Below are 19,822 nucleotides of genomic sequence, written 5' to 3'. Positions count from 1 at the left end.
CCCTTGGTCCGCCGGTTGCGGTGGAAGAGGGTTGCCTGGAGGCGCCGCCCTGCATGCCCGCCGCAACCGACGGTAGGCACAAGGCTATCGAAACGGGGGCTTCCCGGTAATCGGTCGAGCGGACATCATCCTTTATCCCTTGCGCGGCCCGGCCGGGACGGACGATCTCCCCTTATGGCTATGCCGCCGGGACCGTCGCACCGCCACCGGCGCCACGCAACACGCGGAGGGGATGTGACCTGCCTCAAAGGGGTAATCTACCGATGCACCGCCGAAGCGGGATGCCCGTTGTGATACCTCCCGTGCTGAATGGTTTCGGGAGGCATATGCGCCATGAAAGTCGTGATCCTCTCCAGCCTGTCCTGGTCGCTGATCAATTTTCGCGGCGCGCTGATCGCCCGGATGATCGGGGAGGGGCATGACGTCGTCGCCTGCGCCCCCGACGAAGAACCCCAAGTGCTGGCGAAGCTGGCGCAGATGGGCGCGCGTTTCCGCCGGACGCCGATGGCGCGGGCGGGCACCAACCCGCTGCATGACCTGCGCACCCTGCTCCATTACCGGCGGCTGATGCGGGCGGAGCGGCCCGATGTCGTCGTCGCCTATACGCAGAAGCCGATCATATACGGCGGGCTGGCCGCTCGCCTGTGGAGCCGGGCGCGCTATTTCGCGATCATGAGCGGCCTTGGCTATGTCTTCAGCGGGGAAGCCGACAGCCGCCCCTGGCTGCGGACCGTCGTGTCGCAGCTGTACCGGATCGGCGTGGCGGGGGCGAAGTGCATCTTCGTGTTCAACGGCGACGATCATCGCGTCATGCGGGAGAGCGGGATCGTGGCCCCCCGACAAAGGGTGATGCAGGTGCCCGGTTCCGGCATCGATGTCCGGCATTTCGTGGAACGCCCCCTGCCCGATGGCCCCTTCACTTTTCTGATGATGGGCCGCCTGATGCGCGACAAGGGCGTGGGCGAATATGTGGAGGCGGCGCGGATCATTCGAACCCGCCGCCCCGACGCGCGATTCCTGCTGCTGACCCGGCCGGAGACGGAGAATCCCACCGGCTATACCGCCGCAGATCTGGACCGGTGGCGCAGCGAAGGGCTGATCGAATTCCTGCCCGAAACCCGCGACGTGCGGCCGTTCATCGCTTCGGCCCATGCCTTCGTGCTGCCATCCTTCTATCGCGAGGGCCTGCCGCGCACGATATTGGAGGCGCTGGCAACGGGGCGCCCGATCATCACCACCGACATGCCTGGGTGCCGGGAGCCGATCCGCAACGGCGTCAACGGCCTGCTGGTCCCGCCACGCGACGGGCCAGCCCTGGCGGTCGCGATGGAGCGGCTGATCGCCGACCCGGCAAGGGTGGCGGCCATGGCCCGGTCGGCGCGGCAGACGGCGGTCGACATCTATGACGTCGACAAGGTGAATGCGACGCTGCTGGACGTCATGCAATTGCGCGGCGTCGGCCAGCCCATGCCCGTCCCTGCGCCCTCCCCTGCCCTGCTGGTGCCGGAGCGGGCATGATCGCCCTTCTCCGTCCGGCGGGGCTGGCGGCGGTCGCGCTTCTGGGCCTGCTGTCCCCCCTGCTGCTGCTGCTGTCGGCGCTGGTGCTGATCGACGTGGGGCGGCCCCTATTGTTCCGCCAGTTCCGCAGTGGCCGGGGCGGGCGGCCCTTCATCATGATCAAGTTCCGCACCATGCGCGACCTGCGCGACCGGCAGGAGGCCTTGCTGCCGGATGCGCGGAGGGTGACGGCCTTGGGGCGGTTCCTGCGCCGGTCGCGGCTGGACGAGTTGCCCGAACTGGTCAACATCGCGCGCGGCGAGATGGATTTTATCGGGCCGCGCCCGCTGCTGCCCGACACCGTCGATGCCATGGGGCGTGACGGCGTGGAGCGCGGCCTGGTGCGCCCCGGCCTGACCGGCCTTGCCCAGGTCAGCGGCAACACCCTGCTCAGCCTGGAGGAGAAGCTGTGCTTCGACCTGCGCTATGTGCGCAACCGCAGCGCCCGGCTGGATGCGCGGATCATCGCCCGCACGCTGCTGGTCGTGGCCAGGGGCGAAAAAAGGATCGACTGGCATGCCGACGAAGCGCGCCCTCCTCATCGGGGCGGTTGAAACCACCCGGATCGCCTTCGATGCGATAACGCGCCATCCCGGATGGGATGTCGCCGCGCTCGTGACGCTCGATCCCGCGCACGCCGCCCGCCATTCCGATTATGTCGACCTGCGGCCCGCCGCCATGGAACAGGGCTGCCGGATCGTCCATGTCGACAATATCAACCGGGAGGACGCCCTTTCCGCGATCCGGGACGCAGGCGCGGACATCGCCTTCGTCATGGGCTGGTCGCAGATTTGCGGGGCCGCCTTTCGCGACCTCTTTCCCGGCCGGGTCGTCGGCTATCATCCCGCCGCCCTGCCCCGGCTGCGCGGGCGGGCGGCCATTCCCTGGACCATATTGCAGCAGGAGCCGATCACCGCCGGAACGCTGTTCTGGATCGACGCGGGGACGGACACGGGGGCGATCCTCGACCAGCAATATTTCCATGTCGCGCCGATGGAGACGGCCGCCTCGCTCTATGCCAAGCATATGCGGGCGCTGGCCCTCATGCTCGACCGCTCGCTGGAGCGGCTGGCGGCTGGAGACGCACCGCGCTTGGCGCAGGACGAAAGCTGCGCCACCTGGGCGGCGCGCCGGACGCCGAAGGATGGGCTGATCGACTGGCGGCGGCCCGCGACGGAGATATTGCGGCTGATCCGGGCCACGGGCCACCCCTATCCCGGCGCCTTCACCCGGTCGAACGGCGCGGAGCTGCATATCTGGGCGGCGGAGCTGTCGGACATGGGCGGTCGCCATGCCGCATCGGCCGGGCAAGTGATTGCCCGGACGGCGGAAAATTTCACCATCTTCTGCGACCAGGCGACCGCGCTGACCGTCACGCAGTGGAGCGGCGTCGACAAGCCGCCCAGGCTCCACGCCATATTAGGGGAATAGCCCATGACGCCGCCCTTCAACGCCCGCCGCATCGCGGTGGTCGCGCCCCATCCCGACGATGAGATATTGGGCTGCGGCGGCACCATGGCGCGGGCGGCGGCGGCGGGCGCGCAAGTGCATGTGATCGTCGTCACCCGCGGCCAGCCGCCCCTGTTCGAAGAGGCGCTGGTGCGGCAAATCCGCGCCGAAACACTGCGCGCGCATGCCATGATCGGCGTGACGGACACCCAGTTCCTGGATTTCCCCGCCGCCGGGCTGGACCGGATTCCGCGAAGCGAACTCAACCATGCCCTGTCATCGGCGCTGGCGCGGATCGAACCCGATCTGCTGCTGATCCCCTTCATCGGCGACATTCATCTGGACCACCAGATCGTCTTCAACGCCGCCCTGGTCCACGCCCGGCCGCGCAGCGGCAACGGCCCCGGTTGCGTCATGGCTTATGAAACGCTGTCGGAGACGAACTGGCTGGCGCCCGGCGTCACCCCCGCCTTCATCCCGAACATATTCGTCGACATCGAAGAGACGCTGGACAGGAAGATCGCCGCCTTCCGCCTGTTCCAGACCCAGGTGAAGCCCAGCCCCGACGAACGGTCGCTGGAGGCCATTCGCGCGCTCGCGACGCTGAGGGGGGCGACGGTCCATCGACACGCCGCTGAAGCCTTTGTTCTTGTTCGCCAAATCCATTAACATGGATTAGTTTTTTCGCGAATCACCCTAAAGGTGGAGCTGTGCAGGGATTTCCCCTTTACACCCTTCGCGATACCACCAAAGTGGTATGAAACGTCGCCGCAGGTGCAACATCTCCTATAAGCGGCACTAAAAATTCAGCACCTTAACAATGTGTTAACGCCTTATTGCGGCAACCCCAAATTTCCATTGTACAATGCAGGACTTCGGCTGCACAAATATGGTAATGATAAGTCGTTGAAACGAAAAGAAAGGGTCGCACTTCAGGCATTTTATTACTGGTCTTCTACATCCCATTTGGGGCCTGCTTATGGGGGTGGAAGAGATCATGAGGGGACCACCCAATGTCTTACCCAGTCAATGTGCGTCTGTTGTGCGGTAATGCAATCGTTCGGGAGGGGCTTAGCCGCATCCTGATGGAGAGGGATTTCCGCGTAACCCAATATCCCAATATCAGCACAGCCCTCCAACAGGTGGAGGTGCCGGAAGAGGATGTGGGACCGGCCCTGCTGCTGATCGATGATGGAACCGAGGCGATGGACGTCGAAACGCTGTCGGTTCTGCAGAAACGCTTTCCCTGTTCCTACCTCGTCCTGTTGTCCGACAGGTTCGATTTCCAGATCATGCTGAAGGCGTTCCGCCTGGGAGCGCTGGCCTATATCGTCAAGGAAATTTCCTGCGACCGGCTGGTGGCGACGCTGCGGCTGGTGGCCATGGGCGAACGCGTCCTGCCGCCGCAACTGGCGGACGAGCTGCAATCGCGGCCCAGCCTGACCGACGCGCTGGAGGTCGAACGGCCGGTGGACGCCGCCTGCCTGTCCGACCGGGAACTGGAAATCCTGCGTTGGCTGATCATGGGATGCCCGAACAAGGTCATTTCCAAGCGGATGGACATCAGCGAAGCGACGGTGAAAGTCCATGTGAAGGCCGTGCTGCGCAAGCTGCACGTCAAGAACCGGACGCAGGCGGCGATCTGGGCCGCCAATCACGGCATGCGCGGGCGCGTGACGGAGGTCGAGCCCGAATTGCCCGTCGCCATCCCCCACCCGGCGCGTCTGCCGGTTCTGGAACTGGCGGGCGTACCCAGCCACGCCTGATCTTCACGACCCCAAGGGGGATCGTCATGGCTTATGACATGATGGGCGTGCTGACCGCACGCGCCCTGCCCATGCTGCGCGGCCGGTTCGGAGGCTTCCTGGTCAAGGGAAGCCGGGGCCGGCTGATCGCGGTGGGTCATCTGCTGTCCGGCAACTTCCTGAACGCGCTGATCATGCTGGTCAGCGTGGCGATGGCGGCCCGGTCGCTGGGACCGGCAACCTATGGCGTCATGGTGCTGGTCCTGTCCTATAATCGCGTGGTGGAGCGCATCCTGCGCTTCGAATCCTGGCAACCGCTGATCCGATTCGCCGTGGAGGAGGAATCGAGAGGTTCGCCCCGTCGCCTGCAACGGCTTTACTGCTACGGCCTGATGCTGGACATGGGCGCGGCCGCCGTGGCCGCCGCCAGCGCCGTCGGCCTAGCATGGCTGTTCGGGTCGCTGTTCGGCCTGAAGCCGGTGCATCTGGAACTGGTGGCGATCTATTCGGTCGCGACCCTGTTCAACATCGCGGGCGTGCCGACCGCCGCGCTGCGCCTGTCCGGCCAGTTCAAGATGCTGGCCTATGCGCAGGTCGCGGGCAATGTGCTGCGCATCCTGCTCGCCTTCCTCTGCATGATGATGGGGGCGGGCGTGATCGGCTTCATGGTGGCGTGGACCGTATCCCAGGCGCTGGGGTCGGTGCTGGTCTTCTGGGTCGGCTTCCGCGCCTTGCGGCAGATGGGGATACCCAATCCGCTCCACGCCAGGCTGAAAGGGCTGGCGAGGGATTTTCCCGGCTTCTTCGGCTTCGCCTGCTCGACCAACCTGTCGCTGACCCTGCGCGTCATCACGACGGAGGCGGACTCGCTGTTCGTCGGCGCGGTGGCGGGCAGTTCGGCGGCGGCGGTCTATTATCTCGCCAAGCGCATCGCCAAGGTCGCGACCCAAGTCGGCGCGCAGGTGCAGGCGGTGGTCTATCCCGATGTGGCGCGCATGTGGGCGAACGGCAATATCCGCAACTTCCGCGCCGCCACGCTGCAGGTGCAGGCGGCGCTGGCGGCGGTCGGCTTCGCCATGCTGGCGGGGGCTTGGGCATTCGGGCCGCTGCTGATCCGGATGGGGCCGGGCGCGGCCTATTCGGAAACCTATATGCTGCTGCTGACCCAGTTGGTGGCGGTGATGCTGATGCTGCACGCCGCCCCGTCGCGGTCGGCCATGCTGGCCATGAACCAGAGCTGGAAGGTGCTGGCGATATCCGGCTTCGGCACGGCGCTGTTCGTGGCGGTCGCGGCCTATGCCGTGCCGCGCTATGGCGCGATCGGCGGGAATGTCGCGCATGTCCTGCTGGGCGTGGTGACGGCCGTGCTGCTGGACATAAGCTGGCTGCGGCGGGCCAAGGTCCGTCCGGTGGCGGCCGGTTTGGGATAGAGTTGGTTAAATCCTCCCTGCGCGAAGCGTGGTGGAGGGGAAATTCGGAGGTCCTGCCCCATTCCCCTCCACCAGCCTGCGGCTGGTCCCCCTCCCCATCTCCCGATGGGGAGGAAATGGATGGGTCCGCGCTTTAATCCCCGCCGTTGGCCCCCTTCAGCAGATGCGCGACGATCTGCGTGCGGTTGGACGCGCCGTTCACCGCCATGATTGCGCGCACATGCACCTTGACCGTGCTTTCGCTGATGTTCAGCCGCTGGGCGATATCCTTGTTGGAGGCACCCTGGGCAAGCAGGCGCAACACGTCGCGTTGCCGCTTGGTCAGCAGCTTGAACTTGTCCACGGCCAGCGCGACCCGTTCGCCCAGGCTTTCCGAAGCACCAGGCGCGCGCGCCTGCAGCATAGCGACTAGGGAGGCATGATAGACCGCCAACCCCTCCCTGAGCAGGAGGAGCACGCGGCGCATGGTGGCGATATCGGTGCTGGAGCGCAGCAGGGCCTGCGCCCCCGCCGCGATCGCGGCCTGCATCAGCGCTTCGTTGCCATGGTCGGCGATCACCAGGATCGCGGCGGCGGGCCACAGCCGCCGCGCCTGGGCGATCTGCATCGGCAGGGCATCGCTTTCCAGTTCGGAATCGCCCGTCTGGAACAGGATGATGTCGGGCGGCTCGCCGCTGTCCGGCTGGTCCAGGCTGGCCTGCTGCAATATGCGGGTGCCCGCCGTCTCCAGCGCGACGGCGATGCAGGCCCGGCGAAGCGGGCTTCCGTCGAGTATCAGCAGGTTGAGACGGGGAGCATCCTCTTCCATTATTACGGTTCCGGAACGAATGGAAGGCAAGGGCGCCTCCCGCGATGGGGGCGGGCCGCTCACGCGGCCTTGCGCGTGAAGGCGTGGCGGACCCGGTCCGCCCAGCTTTGCCGGGCCGGGAAGGCGTCGGAATAATAAGCGGCCGACCCCATGTAGAATTGGACCGCGTCGCCATAGCCGCGCCGGGCATGATCCTCATAATCGACCTGGTTGAAGACGGCCCCGACCACCTGATTGTTCACCATCTGGAGCGAGGCGCGCAACTGTTCGACCGTAGTATGCCCCCAGCGCACGACCATCAGGGTCGAATCCGCCAGGGAGGAAAGGGTCCGCGCATCGCGCACGGCCAGGATGGCGGGCGCGTTGATGACGACCAGATCGAACCGCTCGCGCAGTTCGTCCAGCAACCGGCCGATCTGCCACCCCTGCACCACGGCGGCCGGATTGCGGATCTGTTCGCGGGTGCTGAGCACCACCGGCATCAGGGCGGTCGGGGCCGCGCCCTCCGCCGCGTCATGCTCCACATGGCGTTCGGGCTGGGGGATGAGCCTGCGGCTTTCGCCCGCATGGGTCAGCACGTCGATCAGGTCGGGCGTCCCGGCCCCGTCCTGGATCGAACGCAAGATGCTGGGGCCGGGGCGGCGCAGGTCCAGGTCGACCACGATGGCGCGACGGCCCATGGAGGCGGCGGCCGCCGCCAGCGTCAGCGCGACGCTGGACTTGCCGTCGCCCGGCAAGGGCGACGTCACCAGCACGCGCTGGCTGGTCCCCTGATGCGGCAATTCCTCGATCTCGCTCGCCAGATTGCGGGCGACTTCGGTGAACAGCGATTGCGGCTGTGTGGTGACCGGATTCTCCTCGATCGTCGCGCCGATCGATTCCTCCAGCTTCGGCAGCATCGCCAGCGTCCGCAGGCCGAAAAGGCGGCGAAGCTGGTCCCCGCTGCGCAGCCGGTTGTCGAACATCTCGATCCCCAGCACGATCAGGAAGGCCAGAACGGAAGAACCGACGAAGGCGGCCAGCGCCATTTTCTTGGGCGCGGGCGCGACCGGCTGCAGCGGCACGGCCGCGGCCGACACCATGGTCGAATTGACGCCGGTGGTCTGCAATTCGGACTGCACCGTCTGGGCGCGCTGCGCGGTGGTAAGATAGGCCTGCCGCGCCACCTCCGCCCGCCGGTCGAGGATGGAGAGGTCGACCAGATTGGCATTGTTGCGGAAGGCCGCGCCGGTGATGGCGTTGAGCTTCGACTGGAGCTGCCCGGCGCGGGCCGAGGCGGCGCTCGCCTCCGCCAGCGCCAGCGCCCGTTCGCGCCCGGCGTCGGTGTCGTTCTTCGTCTGCTGGGTCGCGACGACGGCGGCCCGTTCCTGGACCAGCACTTTGCTCACCTGCGCGATCTGCGCGGAAAGGGCCTGCATCTGCGGATGGTTCGCGCCCATCTGGACGGAGATTTCGGAACGCTGCCGGATCAGGTCGTCATATTGCTTCTGCAGATTGTCGAGCGCGGGGGACGTCGCGCCCGCGACCGTGCGCATGCTGGCGGCGCGGCTGACGCCTGCCGCCTGCGCCTGCATCGCGCTGCTCATCGCGGCGGTGGAGGCGGCCTCCACGGCGATGCGGTTCATCTGTTGATAATCCTCCGCGCTGCCCGCGCCCATCGGCATCAGATGCTCGCGGCGGAAATCAGCGACGGCTCGTTCCGCCAGTTCCACGTCATGGGCGAGGCGGGCGGTTTCCTTGTCGAGCGCGACGCTCAGGCCATCGCGCCAGGTCTGGCGGCGTTGCGAGCGCATCTTGCGCAGGCTGTCGACGAAGCGGTTGGCGATCCGGGCCGCCAGTTCCGCCTTGCGCGACTGGACGGTGATGTCGATGAAGTCGGAGTCGGTCGAACTGACGACGCGGGTGGTCTTGGCAAGTTGCGCCGCCGCCTGCTGCACCGTCATCGACACGCCATGGGTGAAGGCCTGGTTGCGGTTGAGATTGAGGTCGCGCACCACCTGTTCGGCCAATGCCTGCGACCGGTACATGCGCGCCTCATTGGCGACGCGCTGCTGGTTGCGGGTGGCGTCGGCCTGGTTGGAGCCGGTGGAATCGTTCAGCTCCACCTGCACCGTCGCGGTCGCCTCATAGCGGTTGGGCAGTTGCAATTGGACGATCAGCACCACGGCCACGCAGGCGATGACGATGCTCCCCACCAGCTTCATGTGCCGCCGCAGCAGGAACCAGATCTGGCGCGCCGACATCTGTTGCAGTTCGAAGGACAGGTCGCGCGCCTTTTCCGCGCCGCCGCCCGACGCGGCGCCATCGATCAGTGTCAACTGTGCGGACGCCATGACAATCTCCCATGTCGCATCGCGAAGGCGCAGGAGCGCGGCCCATGCGAAAGGCCGTCCTCCGATCCGGGCGATATTGCGGGCTGCGGCGCGCCAGGGCAAAAGCGCATCGGGGCCTGGGGGTGCGCATTGGTGCTAACCCTTCGGATGAGGATCGGGCCAGCCGCCCCCTAAACATTTCTGATGCATGTCTGACTATTCCGGATCGTCCCAATCCGCGCCATTGAGCGAGAGTTGATCAAGGATAAGAACGCTCCGCACAGGGGAGCGCCCAATGATCGCGGAACTGGCATATCGGGATCTGGAACCGGGTTCGCTGGCCCGGCTGTTCGGCGCGGGCCATGCGGCGGTGCTGGTGCGCTGTCCGGAAATCGTGGCGGAGCTATGGTCCGGGCTGCTGGAGGATTCCGCCGAACAGATGCCGTGGGAAGCGCCGCTGATCGACATTGCGCGCAACTATCATGGCAGCGGCGACATCACCGCCAGCCTGGGCGACCTCTTCTATTTCCAGCCGGGACGCCATGGCTATATCGCCCGGAAAATGGCCCTGTCGCGGGACGGACGGGAAGGACAGGTCAGCGCGCGGCCCGCTCATTTCGTGCAGGGGACCGGGCAATATAGGCCAGGCCAAGCGCTGCTGGACCAATGCTGGACCGTCGGCGGGCGGCTGATGGCGGCGCTGGCCCCCGAAGGAACGCCGCCCGCGGATTTCCAGGTCGTGGTGCAGCGGTTGAAATATCAGGAAAACGCCGCCGACTTCGCCCGGCTGGACGCGCTGGCCCGCAATTCGCTGGGGCGGTGGGGACGGGCGGGCTGCGCGCTGGACGAAAGGCGGTGGCAGGCGGCGGGGATGCTCAGCCCGCGAGGATTGTCCGATCTTTACGGCCTGCTGGCGGATGCGCCCTTCGTCGGGCCGTTGGTGCGCAGCCTCAACCGCATGGCGCTGCGCCGCGACCGCAGCCGGGACATGGCGCCGGGACAAAGGCTGATCGAAGGAGCGCATTTCGACTATCGCTATTTTTCCGCCCTTTGCGGCCAGCGGGATCATATGCTGACGCAGGTTTTCGCCGATGGGCGATGGGTCGACCTGCCGATCGATCGCGACACGCTGGCGGTCTTCCCCGGCAGCATGGCGACGCAGGCCTATGGCGTGCGCCATGTGCTGCACCGGGTGCTGCATGTGGAAAGGCCAGGGCCGGAGCAGAGCGGCAATCCCCGCACGGACGATGTGACATTACTGATCGGATCGGCCTGACGGAAGGTCCGCCTCACAATTCCGGCAATGGCAACGGCCCCACCGGTCTGGCGTAGATCAGCCGCACGGCATCGGACCGGACCGGGCGGCGCGGCGCATAGGTGGCGGCCAGCGCGACCATCACCGGCATCACCCACATGCGCGAATACATGTGCGGATAGGACATGGTGTAGATCAGGAACACCAGCACCACCGCCGCCGCCATAGCCCCTTTGTCGCGGCTGATGCGCAGGCCGTTCCCGGCCAGCAGGGCGATGAGCGCGAGCAGCAGGATCAGCCCGCAAAAGGCGATGGCACCCCCTTCGTTCCAGATCAGCAGGAAGAGGTTGTGGACCGGATTGTCATAGGCGGACAATTCGCGATAGCGGTCGACGCCCATGCCGATGATCATATTGTCCTCGGCAAAGCCCCAGGCCTCCTCGATAAGCTGGGACCGGTTGATGAAGGTGCCCGCCTGGTCGATATCGCCGCTCTCCACCGCATTGCCGACCCGTTCCTGAAAGGCCTTGGGCAACGGCGCGCCGCTGGCGAGGAACAGGCCGGCGGCCACCGCAGCCACCATTCCCAGGCGGAAGATGTAGCGCACGCCCATCAGCAGCAAGGTGGTGAAAAGCGCCAGCAGCGATGCCGCGAAGCCGGTGAAGGAGGCGCTGAGCATCAATCCCCACAGCAGCAGGACAAGGCAGGCGAAGCCGCCCAGCCCGCCGATCAGCCGATGGCGCATCGAATAGAGCAGCATGGGCAGCGAAAAGGCGACGACCGCGCCGTTGGGATTGGGCTGGCCCGCCATCGATCCCAGACGGCCGTTGCCGGTGATGAAGCCGTCGCCCAGCCAGTGCAACGTGTCGTTGAAAGTGAAGAAGAAGCTGGCGGCGATGCCGACGGCTTCCGAACAGGTGATGCCCAGCATGAAGATCAGCGGCGCGATGCGCACCGTCTTTTCCTCCTGCTGCATCAGCAGGATCGGGATGAAGAGGAACGCCACCATATATTGCAGGGCGATGTTCACCCAGCGCAGCGGATCGCCGTTGATCACCGACCCGATGAACAGGCCGCCCAGCATCATCACCAGACCAGCGAGCCAGAAGGGGGTGAGCGAACGGAAGGGCGTGACGCTGAGCCGCCCGCGCAGGCCGGATATGGCGAAGCTGATCAGGAAGAAGAAATCGGAGAAGGTGAGGTTGATCTGCCCCACCCGCAACAGGCCCCAGCCGCTGAGGAAAATCGCGACCAGCAGGCAATAGCGGGCGATCCTGTCCCAGACCGCTTCCTGCGGGGCGAAGACGTCCGGCCGGGCGGGAGCCGCTGGGGTGATCGAGGCGGGGCTGGCGAGAGTCGTCACGGAGCAGGAGGCTGCGCCCGGCGCGGGCGGCGCGCAAACGCCCTTCGGGACGAGGCGGGGGGCGATTACAGCCAGCGACCCTATCCGAATTTGCCGGTGGATCAGCCTTGTGATCCGTTGAAATGCCGGTGGGACTGACGGGATAAATGCGCCTGGGCGCCGCCGGACCCGGCAGGGCGCTTCGTGCGAAGGATGACCCCCTTGTGACGGATGCGATCCTGCCCCTGCGCGATGCCGAAGCGCCCCCGATGGCGGGCCGGACTACCGAAGCCGCCGCCCCCGCCGCCGAACGGGGCGCGATCAGGCTGATCTATGTGGCGGGCTATGGGCGGAGCGGAACCACCCTGCTGGACATAGCGCTGGGCGAGCATCCGGCGATCATGGGCGCGGGCGAGGTCACGACGCTGGCGCGGCATGTGTGGGACAGGGACGAATATTGCGCCTGCGGGGCGCGGGTGCGCGACTGCCCGGAATGGAAGGCCATTGTGGCCCGCTGGACCCAGGGCGAGCCGGAGGGATTTCTGGCGGCCTATCGCCGGGCGCAGGAACGGACGGAGGGGTTGGTCGCGCCGGGGCGGTGGCTGCGTTGGCCGGGATGGCGCAATCATCGGCGCCAGACGCTGAAATTGCTGCGCGGCATGGCGGCGGTGTCGGGACGGCCGATATTGGTGGATTCATCGAAGCTGCCGGGGCGCGCCTTCGCGCTGGCGGCGATGCCGGGGATCGACCTGCATGTCGTGCATGTCGTGCGCGATGGGCGCGGAGTCGCCTGGTCGCTGATGAAGGGACATCGGCGCAGCGTCGAAAAGGGGGTGCAGCGCGAATTGCGGCCAAAGCCGCTGCTCTACACGGCGCTGCGCTGGTCGATGGTAAATCTGGCGGCGGAAATGCTGTGCCGCCGGGTCGGGCCGGGGCGCGCCATCCGCGTCCGCTATGAGGATTTCGTGGTCGATCCGCGCCGGGAAATCGGACGGATCGTGACGCTGGTGGGGGAAAGGCCGCATCTGCCGGCCGACGGCCTTGCCCCTTTCGAACCGCGCCATCAGGTCGCGGGCAGCCGCCACCGGATGCGCAAATCGCTCACCATCCTGGGCGACGACAAGTGGAAACGGGACATGCCGGGATGGAAACAGGCGCTGTTCACCCTTTTGTGCGCGCCCTTGCTGCGCCGATACGGCTATTCGCTGCGCAGCGGGGATGCATCATGAAGTGGCTGCTGGCCGGGATCATATTACCCGTCGTGATGGCGGGCTGTTCCGGCGCGGGCAGCGAATCGCGGGCGCAGCCGGTGAAGGGCGAACCCGCCTTTCCGGGCGCTATGGGCTATGGCGCGGCAGCAAAGGGCGGGCGCGGCGGGCGGATCGTTGCCGTGGACACGCTGGCCGACAGCGGGCCGGGGTCGCTGCGCGCCTGCATCGACGCCTCCGGACCGCGCGTGTGCATATTCCGGGTGAGCGGCGTGATCCGCTTCACCAGCCGTCCGCCGGTGATCGCCAATCCCTGGCTGACCATCGCCGGGCAGACCGCGCCGGGCGGGGGAATCGTCATCACCCATGCGGGCGGCGCGGAAGGGCGCACGCCGATCCTGATCAAGAATACGCACGACATCGTCATCCGCCACATCCGCGTGCGCAACGACCGCACCGGTACGCATCGCGGGTCGGAGGACAGCTTCACCATAGAGAATAGCCGCCAGGTCATCATCGACCATGTCAGCGCAAGCTGGGCGCGGGACGAGCTGATCAACGGCTATGGCGACAATGACTGGATCACGATCAGCAACAGCATCTTCGCGGAGGGGATTCCCAAACACGACAAATGCGCGCTGCTGGCGAGCGACCCCAAGGGGCCGCAGCATCTGAGCTTCATCGGCAATATCTGCGCCCATAATGGCGACCGCAATCCGGACCTGAACTTCCCGCCCGGTTCCTGCGCGGAGGTGATCAACAACATCCTGTATAACGGCCAGTCGGAATTCGCGGAAATCTGGGAAAGTTTCGGCGGCGTGCCGGTGTCCCTGATCGGCAACAGCTTCATCGCGGGGAAGAACACCCGGTCCGACACGGTCGGCGTGGCGCGCAACGTCACGGGATCGAAGGGGATCGCCAAAGTCTATCTGGCCGACAACCGGTTCGACGGCGATTTCGTCCATATCTCCCCGCTGATCGAACAGACGAAGGTGGACAGGCCCCCCTGCCCCGCCACCATCGCGGCGGAACCGGCGGACGCGGCCTATGAATCGGTGCTGGGCGAAGCGGGCGCTTTCCCCCGCGACCCGTTCGACCGGCGGATCGTCCATCAGGTGCGCGAGCGCAAGGGGCATATCGTCAAGCAACCCGGCCTGATCGATGAACCCGCGCCCGGTGCGCCCTATCTCGATGCGGACGGCGACGGCATGGACGACCGCTGGGAAGCGCAACATGGCGCCGATCCGCGCAAGGCCGATCCCTGGGACGATGCGGATGGCGATGGCGTCGCCAATCTCGACCAATATCTCGACCAGCTCTCCCGCGACCTGATGGACGGGAGTGCGGGATGAACGCGCCCCTGCCCCGGCTGAAATCCGCCGACGCGGCGCACGATAGCCGCCTGCGCATCTGTTTTCCCTTTTCCGGGGACAGTATCGGCGGCAGCCATATTTCGGTGCGGGGGCTGATGGCGCATCTCGATCCGGCGCTCTACCGGCCGATCATCGTCACCGAAGTGCCCGACGGCATGATCGCCAATTTCTTCGCCGGGCATGAGCGGATGGACGATCCCGCCGCCCAGGCCCTGTTCGTGCCGGGGGAGGCCTTCACCCTGCGGAAATTCGGGCGCACGCTGACGGGCGTGCTGCCCCGCGCGCGCTTCCTGCGACGCAACCGGATCGACATCGTCCACATCAACGACGGGCGGAGCAGCGCCAACTGGGCGCTGGCGGCGCGGCTGGCCGGGGCAAAGCTGATCTGGCACCATCGCGGCGATCCCACGGCGCTGGGCCTGCGCCTGTTGGCCCCTGCCCTCGCCCACCGGGTGCTGGCGGTATCCTCCTTCGCGCTGCCGCCTGCGGGGATATGGTCGGCGCGGAACCGGGCGTCGGTGGTGCACAGCCCCTTCGACACCGGCCTGGAGGTGGACCGGGCCAAGGCTCGCGACGCGCTGGTCCGCGAATTGGGGGTAGCGCCGGACACGCTTCTTCTGGGCTATTTCGGGGCTTTCGTGCCAAGAAAGCGCCCCTTGCTGTTCGTCGACATGATCGCGCGGCTGCGGGCGATGACCGCTCGCCCCGTCATGGGCCTGATGTTCGGGGAGGCGCGCCTGCCCGCCATGGATGTGGCGCTGCGCAGGCGGATCGCGGACAAGGGCGTCGGGGACCGGGTGAAGCTGATGGGCTATCGTACGCCCGGCCCCTTCTGGATCGCCGCCTGCGACCAGCTTGTCGTCCCCGCTGTGGGCGAGCCGTTCGGACGGACGCTGGTGGAGGCGATGCTGGTCGGCACGCCCATCGTCGCGGCCCGCTCCGGCGGCAATATCGAGGCGCTGGAGGGAGGTCTGGGCCTATTGGTGGAGCCGGACGATGCGGATGCCCTGGCGCTGGCTTGCGATGGCCTGGGAGACGCCCGGCCCATGGCGCTGGCGGCGCAGGCCGATGCGCGCAGCCGCTTCAGCGAAGCCGCCCATGCCGCCCAGGTCAGCGCGATCTACGAAGCGCTGCGGCCATGATCGGCGGTCGGCTTCGGCAATAAATCCTCCCTACGCGCAGCGTGGGGAGGGGGACCGGCCGAAGGCTGGTGGAGGGGAAAGGGGCACGACCTCCGAACTTCCCCTCCACCATGCTCCGCATGGTCCCCCTCCCCATCTAATGATGGGGAGGATTTGGCGATGTCCGCTCTCCACCCAATCCACCCACCCTTCCTGCGAAGACAGGACGTCATCAAACCCGAATGAACACCGCTACACCCATCGGCGCACTCCCGATGGAGTAAGCATTATCCCGATGCCCCCACCGCCCCGGCGCCAATTACAGTTAAAGCTTTGCGACCTTTCACAAGGACGCTGACAGGGGGCAAGCATGGCGAATTATTTCAACGCGTTGGGCAGTCAGACCATCATAGCTGGTAATGAAAAAGACCAGTTCTTCGCCTTCACCCGACTCGCCAATCTGGACATGGTGCGTCCCGACGCGGTGCTGGCGCAGCTTGTGTGGAATTCCGCGATCCTGACCGGCGGCGGTGCGGCCTATCAACTGGCCGCGATGAATATCCAGATTTCCATGGACATGCTGATGGGCGGCACGGGAACGGACGTCATCTACGGGTCCAATCTGTCCGATGCGATCTTCTACAACAATGGCGCGATATCCGGCGGCTTCGGCAGCTTCGACAATATCGAGCAATTCTGGCTGGGCGATGGCGACGACATTATCGACCTGACGGCGCACGGCGCGGGCGGCGTCGATTATGCCAAGGACGTGCTGGTCCAGGCGGGTCTGGGCAACGACGTCATCATCGGCGGCGCGGGCAAGGACAATCTGCAGGGCGACGCAGGCGACGACATCATCTTCGGCTGGCGCGGCGGCGACACTATTTCCGGCGGGGCGGGCAACGACCTGCTCTATGGCGACGATCTGGGCTTCAACGGCATCGCCGGGGACGACGTGATCGACGGCGGCACGGGCAACGACATCCTCTATGGCGGCCGGGGCAGCGACAGGATGACCGGCGGCGATGACGACGACATCCTCTACGGCCAGGCGGGCGGCGACAATCTGTCGGGCGGCAGCGGCAACGATATTCTCTATGGCGACGACGCCGACACCAACAGCAACGACACGCTGAACGGCGATGCGGGCAACGACCGGCTCTATGGCGGCGCGGGCAGCGACGAACTTTATGGCGGCACGGGCGACGACCTGCTCGATGGCGGCGACGGCAACGACTATATGCATGGCGGCGCGGGCAACGACACGATCCTTGCGGGCGCGGGCAACGACGTGATCGACGGCAGCGGCGATATCGACACCGTCGTCTTTTCCGGCAACCGGATGGATTATATCTTTACCCTGCAAACCGACGGTAGCTTCATCGCGGTCGACCAGCGCGCCGGATCGCCGGAGGGCAGCAAGACGATCCGCAATGTCGAATTCTTCCAGTTCGCGGACATGACGACGTCCTCGACGGCATTGAACGCGCCGCCGGTCATCACCTCCAACGGCGGCGGCGCTACTGCCGCGCTGGCCGTCGATGAGAATGGCACGGCGGTCACCACCGTCACCGCGACCGATACGGACGCCGGGCAGACTGTCGGCTTCTCCATCGTCGGCGGCGACGACGCCGCCCTGTTCGCCATAGACGCGGCGACGGGCGAGTTGCGCTTCATCGCCGCGCCCAATTTCGAAAGTCCGGCCGATGCCGATGGCGACAATGTCTATCATGTGATCGTCGCCGCCAATGACGGCAATGGCGGGGTGGATACGCAAGCGCTGTCGGTGACCGTGAACGACGTGCCGGACGGAGCAGCCCCGGTCATCACCTCCAACGGCGGCGGCGCTGCGGCGGCGATCATGGTCGATGAGAATGCGACCGCCGTGACGACGGTGACGGCGACCGACGCGGACGGACCATCAATCGCCTATGCGATAGTCGGCGGGGCGGATGCGGCGCTCTTCGCCATCGATGCGGTCACCGGCGCGCTCTCCTTCATCAACGCGCCCGATTATGAAGCCCGCGCCGACGCCAATAGCGACAATGTCTATGACGTGATCGTGCAGGCCAGCGACGGCAGCAACACGGACCAGCAGACGCTGGCTGTCACCATTGCCAATCTCAACGACAATGCGCCGGTGCTGACCTCCTATGGCGGGGCGGCCTCCACAGCCCTGTCGGTGGCGGAAAACAGCCTGCTGGCCGCCACGATACAGGCCAGCGACGCCGACGGCGCGACGCTCAGCTATACGATCAGCGGCGGGGCGGACGCGGCACTCTTCGCCATAGACGCTGTGACCGGCGCGCTCTCCTTCATCAACGCGCCCGATTATGAAGCGCCCGACGACAGCGATGGCGACCGCATCTACAATGTCATCGTCAGCGCCAGCGACGGCGCCACCAGCGTCGCGCAGACGCTGGCGATCACGGTCACCAATACGAACGACAACGCCCCGGTCATCACCTCCAATGGAGGCGGCACGACGGCAACGGTCAGCATGGCGGAAAATGCGAGCGCCGTGACCGTCGTCGCGGCCGCCGATGCGGACGGCACGACGCCGACCTACGCCATATCGGGCGGAGCCGACGCGGCGCTCTTCATCATAGACGCGGTGACGGGCGCGCTGTCCTTCATCAACCCGCCGGATTTCGAAAACCGCCTCGATGCCGATGGCGACGGCGTCTATCAGGTCATGGTCCGCGCGACCGACGGCAGCAATGTCGACGACCAGATGCTGTCCATCACCGTCACCGACGTGGCGGAGGGGGGCAGGACCATCACCGGTTCCTCCGGCAACAACAGTATCAGCCCGACGACCAGCGTGCTCGCCTATCAGACCACCGCGCTCAACGACACCATCTATGCGCTGGCGGGCAACGACACCATCGATGGCGGGGCAGGCGCCGATTATATGGATGGCGGCGCGGGCAACGACATCTTCTATGTCGACACTTATTCGGACGACGGCTTTGCCGGGAATGACGATCAGGTGATCGAACTGGCGGGCGGGGGCAGCGACCTCGTCTATGCCTCGGTCAGCTATCGCCTGGCCGCCAATGTGGAGAAGCTGGTTCTGACCGGCGCGGCGGCGATCAACGGCTTTGGCAACGATCTGGCCAACAATATCACCGGCAATGACGCGGCGAACATGCTTTCCGGCGGCGCGGGCGCCGACATCCTCTACGGCTTGGGCGGCAACGACATGCTGGACGGCGGGGACGATAACGACAATCTGTTCGGCGGCGACGGCAATGACGTGCTGACGGGCGGGCTGGGCAATGATTATCTGGATGGCGGCAGCGGCGCGGACAGCATGACCGGCGGCGGCGGGGACGACAGCTATATCGTCGACAGTTGGTCCGATGATGGCGACAGCGCCAATGACGACCTGATCTTCGAACTGGCCGGGGGCGGCACCGATCAGGTGAACGCTTCGGTCAGCTACAAACTGGCCGCCGAGATCGAGAAGCTGACCCTGACCGGCATCGACAATATCGACGGAACCGGCAACGACCTTGCCAACACCATCACCGGCAACAGCGGCAATAACGGCCTTTGGGGCGGGCTGGGCAACGACACCATGCTGGGCAATGCGGGCGACGACCGGCTCTATGGCGAGGATGGGCAGGACAGTCTGGACGGCGGCGCGGGCAACGACCTGCTGGACGGCGGCGCGGCGGGCGACACGCTGAAGGGCGGCGCGGGCAACGATGTGCTGATCGGCGGCGCGGGCAAGGATACGCTGACCGGCGGGACGGAGGCGGACATGTTCGTCTTCAACCGGGGCGACACGACACTCAACACGGCAAGCTACGACCGGATCACGGATTTCAAGGCGAGTGAGGGCGACCGCATCGACCTCGATTTCCTGAACGGCTCCCTGCCCGCTGTCGATTATGCCGAGAAGGCGATCGCCACCAATATTTTCGCCGACGCTCTGGCGGCGGCCAACACGACCGCCGGGGTCAACCATGTGACCTTCGTCGCCGGGACAACCGACGGCTGGGTCTTCTACGACGCCAATGGCGACGGAGCGTTCGAACAAAGCGTGCTGCTGCTGGGGGTCAACACTCTGACGGGAGTGGATTCCAGCAGCTTCATTTAAGGCGCAGAACCTCTCCTATTCCTCCCCATCGAGAGATGGGGAGGGGGACCGGCCGAAGGCTGGTGGAGGGGAACGGGCACGACCTCCGAATTTCCCCTCCACCACCGCTCAGCG

At 66.1% G+C, this 19,822-nt stretch carries 14 protein-coding genes; 11 read left to right on the top strand and 3 right to left on the bottom strand.

Annotated elements, in window-relative coordinates; all coding sequences use genetic code 11:
• The first annotated feature begins 333 nt into the window (after positions 1–333).
• The 6 genes from BV95_RS07995 to BV95_RS07970 all read left to right on the top strand — a co-directional run bounded on the left by BV95_RS07995 (position 334) and on the right by BV95_RS07970 (position 6,181).
• Positions 334–1,518, top strand: a complete 1,185-nt coding sequence (locus BV95_RS07995) for a glycosyltransferase family 4 protein (protein ID WP_037449766.1) — start codon at positions 334–336, stop codon at positions 1,516–1,518.
• Positions 1,515–2,111, top strand: coding sequence for a sugar transferase (locus BV95_RS07990; protein ID WP_037449763.1), 597 nt, complete (start codon positions 1,515–1,517; stop codon positions 2,109–2,111). Before BV95_RS07995 ends, BV95_RS07990 begins: the two co-directional genes overlap by 4 nt.
• The gene (locus tag BV95_RS07985; protein ID WP_037449760.1) at positions 2,074–2,988 is read left to right on the top strand and encodes a formyltransferase family protein; all 915 of its coding nucleotides are present in this window, start codon (positions 2,074–2,076) and stop codon (positions 2,986–2,988) included. The genes BV95_RS07990 and BV95_RS07985 overlap by 38 nt, the downstream gene beginning before the upstream one ends.
• A 3-nt stretch (positions 2,989–2,991) precedes the next feature.
• On the top strand, positions 2,992–3,675 hold the full coding sequence (locus tag BV95_RS07980; RefSeq protein WP_037449757.1) for a PIG-L deacetylase family protein: 684 nt from the start codon (positions 2,992–2,994) through the stop codon (positions 3,673–3,675).
• 344 nt (positions 3,676–4,019) lie between these two features.
• Entirely contained in the window at positions 4,020–4,772 is a 753-nt protein-coding gene (locus tag BV95_RS07975; RefSeq protein WP_037449754.1) for a LuxR C-terminal-related transcriptional regulator, read from the top strand.
• Between the two features lie 26 nt (positions 4,773–4,798).
• The gene (locus BV95_RS07970; protein WP_037449751.1) at positions 4,799–6,181 is read left to right on the top strand and encodes a lipopolysaccharide biosynthesis protein; all 1,383 of its coding nucleotides are present in this window, start codon (positions 4,799–4,801) and stop codon (positions 6,179–6,181) included.
• A gap of 133 nt (positions 6,182–6,314) precedes the next feature.
• On the opposite strand, the gene BV95_RS07965 is transcribed toward BV95_RS07970, so the two are convergent.
• A complete protein-coding gene (locus BV95_RS07965) occupies positions 6,315–6,989 on the bottom strand; it encodes a helix-turn-helix transcriptional regulator (RefSeq protein WP_037449749.1) in 675 nt (224 codons plus the stop codon).
• 59 nt (positions 6,990–7,048) lie between these two features.
• Positions 7,049–9,322, bottom strand: a complete 2,274-nt coding sequence (locus tag BV95_RS07960; RefSeq protein WP_037449747.1) for a GumC family protein — start codon at positions 9,320–9,322, stop codon at positions 7,049–7,051.
• Positions 9,323–9,596: 274 nt separating this feature from the next.
• Here BV95_RS07960 and BV95_RS07955 point away from each other — a divergent pair, with 274 nt between their 5' ends.
• Positions 9,597–10,577 carry a 2OG-Fe(II) oxygenase family protein gene (locus BV95_RS07955; RefSeq protein ID WP_037449745.1) on the top strand — a complete coding sequence of 327 codons (981 nt, stop codon included), beginning with the start codon at positions 9,597–9,599 and terminating at the stop codon, positions 10,575–10,577.
• 13 nt (positions 10,578–10,590) lie between these two features.
• Here the strand turns inward: BV95_RS07955 and BV95_RS07950 are convergent, their stop codons facing one another.
• Positions 10,591–11,919 carry an O-antigen ligase family protein gene (locus tag BV95_RS07950; protein ID WP_037449742.1) on the bottom strand — a complete coding sequence of 443 codons (1,329 nt, stop codon included), beginning with the start codon at positions 11,917–11,919 and terminating at the stop codon, positions 10,591–10,593.
• 203 nt (positions 11,920–12,122) lie between these two features.
• Between BV95_RS07950 and BV95_RS07945 the strand changes: the two genes are divergently transcribed.
• The 4 genes from BV95_RS07945 to BV95_RS07930 all read left to right on the top strand — a co-directional run bounded on the left by BV95_RS07945 (position 12,123) and on the right by BV95_RS07930 (position 19,708).
• Positions 12,123–13,127 (top strand): sulfotransferase family protein, encoded by a 1,005-nt coding sequence (locus BV95_RS07945; RefSeq protein ID WP_037449867.1) that lies wholly within the window; start codon positions 12,123–12,125, stop codon positions 13,125–13,127.
• The gene (locus tag BV95_RS07940) at positions 13,124–14,458 is read left to right on the top strand and encodes a pectate lyase family protein (RefSeq protein WP_037449739.1); all 1,335 of its coding nucleotides are present in this window, start codon (positions 13,124–13,126) and stop codon (positions 14,456–14,458) included. The genes BV95_RS07945 and BV95_RS07940 overlap by 4 nt, the downstream gene beginning before the upstream one ends.
• Positions 14,455–15,621 carry a glycosyltransferase family 4 protein gene (locus tag BV95_RS07935; protein ID WP_037449737.1) on the top strand — a complete coding sequence of 389 codons (1,167 nt, stop codon included), beginning with the start codon at positions 14,455–14,457 and terminating at the stop codon, positions 15,619–15,621. Before BV95_RS07940 ends, BV95_RS07935 begins: the two co-directional genes overlap by 4 nt.
• A gap of 349 nt (positions 15,622–15,970) precedes the next feature.
• Positions 15,971–19,708 (top strand): calcium-binding protein, encoded by a 3,738-nt coding sequence (locus BV95_RS07930; protein ID WP_037449734.1) that lies wholly within the window; start codon positions 15,971–15,973, stop codon positions 19,706–19,708.
• The last annotated feature ends 114 nt before the right edge of the window (positions 19,709–19,822 follow it).

This window comes from Sphingobium chlorophenolicum (assembly GCF_000722875.1).
Taxonomy (GTDB): domain Bacteria; phylum Pseudomonadota; class Alphaproteobacteria; order Sphingomonadales; family Sphingomonadaceae; genus Sphingobium; species Sphingobium chlorophenolicum.
This window is presented reverse-complemented; position numbering and strand designations above follow the sequence as displayed.

Coding starts and splice junctions, on each gene's coding strand:
- BV95_RS07995 (WP_037449766.1), top strand. CDS start 334: ATGAAAGTCGTGATCCTCTCCAGCCTGTCCTGGTCGCTGATCAATTTT.
- BV95_RS07990 (WP_037449763.1), top strand. CDS start 1,515: ATGATCGCCCTTCTCCGTCCGGCGGGGCTGGCGGCGGTCGCGCTTCTG.
- BV95_RS07985 (WP_037449760.1), top strand. CDS start 2,074: ATGCCGACGAAGCGCGCCCTCCTCATCGGGGCGGTTGAAACCACCCGG.
- BV95_RS07980 (WP_037449757.1), top strand. CDS start 2,992: ATGACGCCGCCCTTCAACGCCCGCCGCATCGCGGTGGTCGCGCCCCAT.
- BV95_RS07975 (WP_037449754.1), top strand. CDS start 4,020: ATGTCTTACCCAGTCAATGTGCGTCTGTTGTGCGGTAATGCAATCGTT.
- BV95_RS07970 (WP_037449751.1), top strand. CDS start 4,799: ATGGCTTATGACATGATGGGCGTGCTGACCGCACGCGCCCTGCCCATG.
- BV95_RS07965 (WP_037449749.1), bottom strand. CDS start 6,989: ATGGAAGAGGATGCTCCCCGTCTCAACCTGCTGATACTCGACGGAAGC.
- BV95_RS07960 (WP_037449747.1), bottom strand. CDS start 9,322: ATGGCGTCCGCACAGTTGACACTGATCGATGGCGCCGCGTCGGGCGGC.
- BV95_RS07955 (WP_037449745.1), top strand. CDS start 9,597: ATGATCGCGGAACTGGCATATCGGGATCTGGAACCGGGTTCGCTGGCC.
- BV95_RS07940 (WP_037449739.1), top strand. CDS start 13,124: ATGAAGTGGCTGCTGGCCGGGATCATATTACCCGTCGTGATGGCGGGC.
- BV95_RS07935 (WP_037449737.1), top strand. CDS start 14,455: ATGAACGCGCCCCTGCCCCGGCTGAAATCCGCCGACGCGGCGCACGAT.
- BV95_RS07930 (WP_037449734.1), top strand. CDS start 15,971: ATGGCGAATTATTTCAACGCGTTGGGCAGTCAGACCATCATAGCTGGT.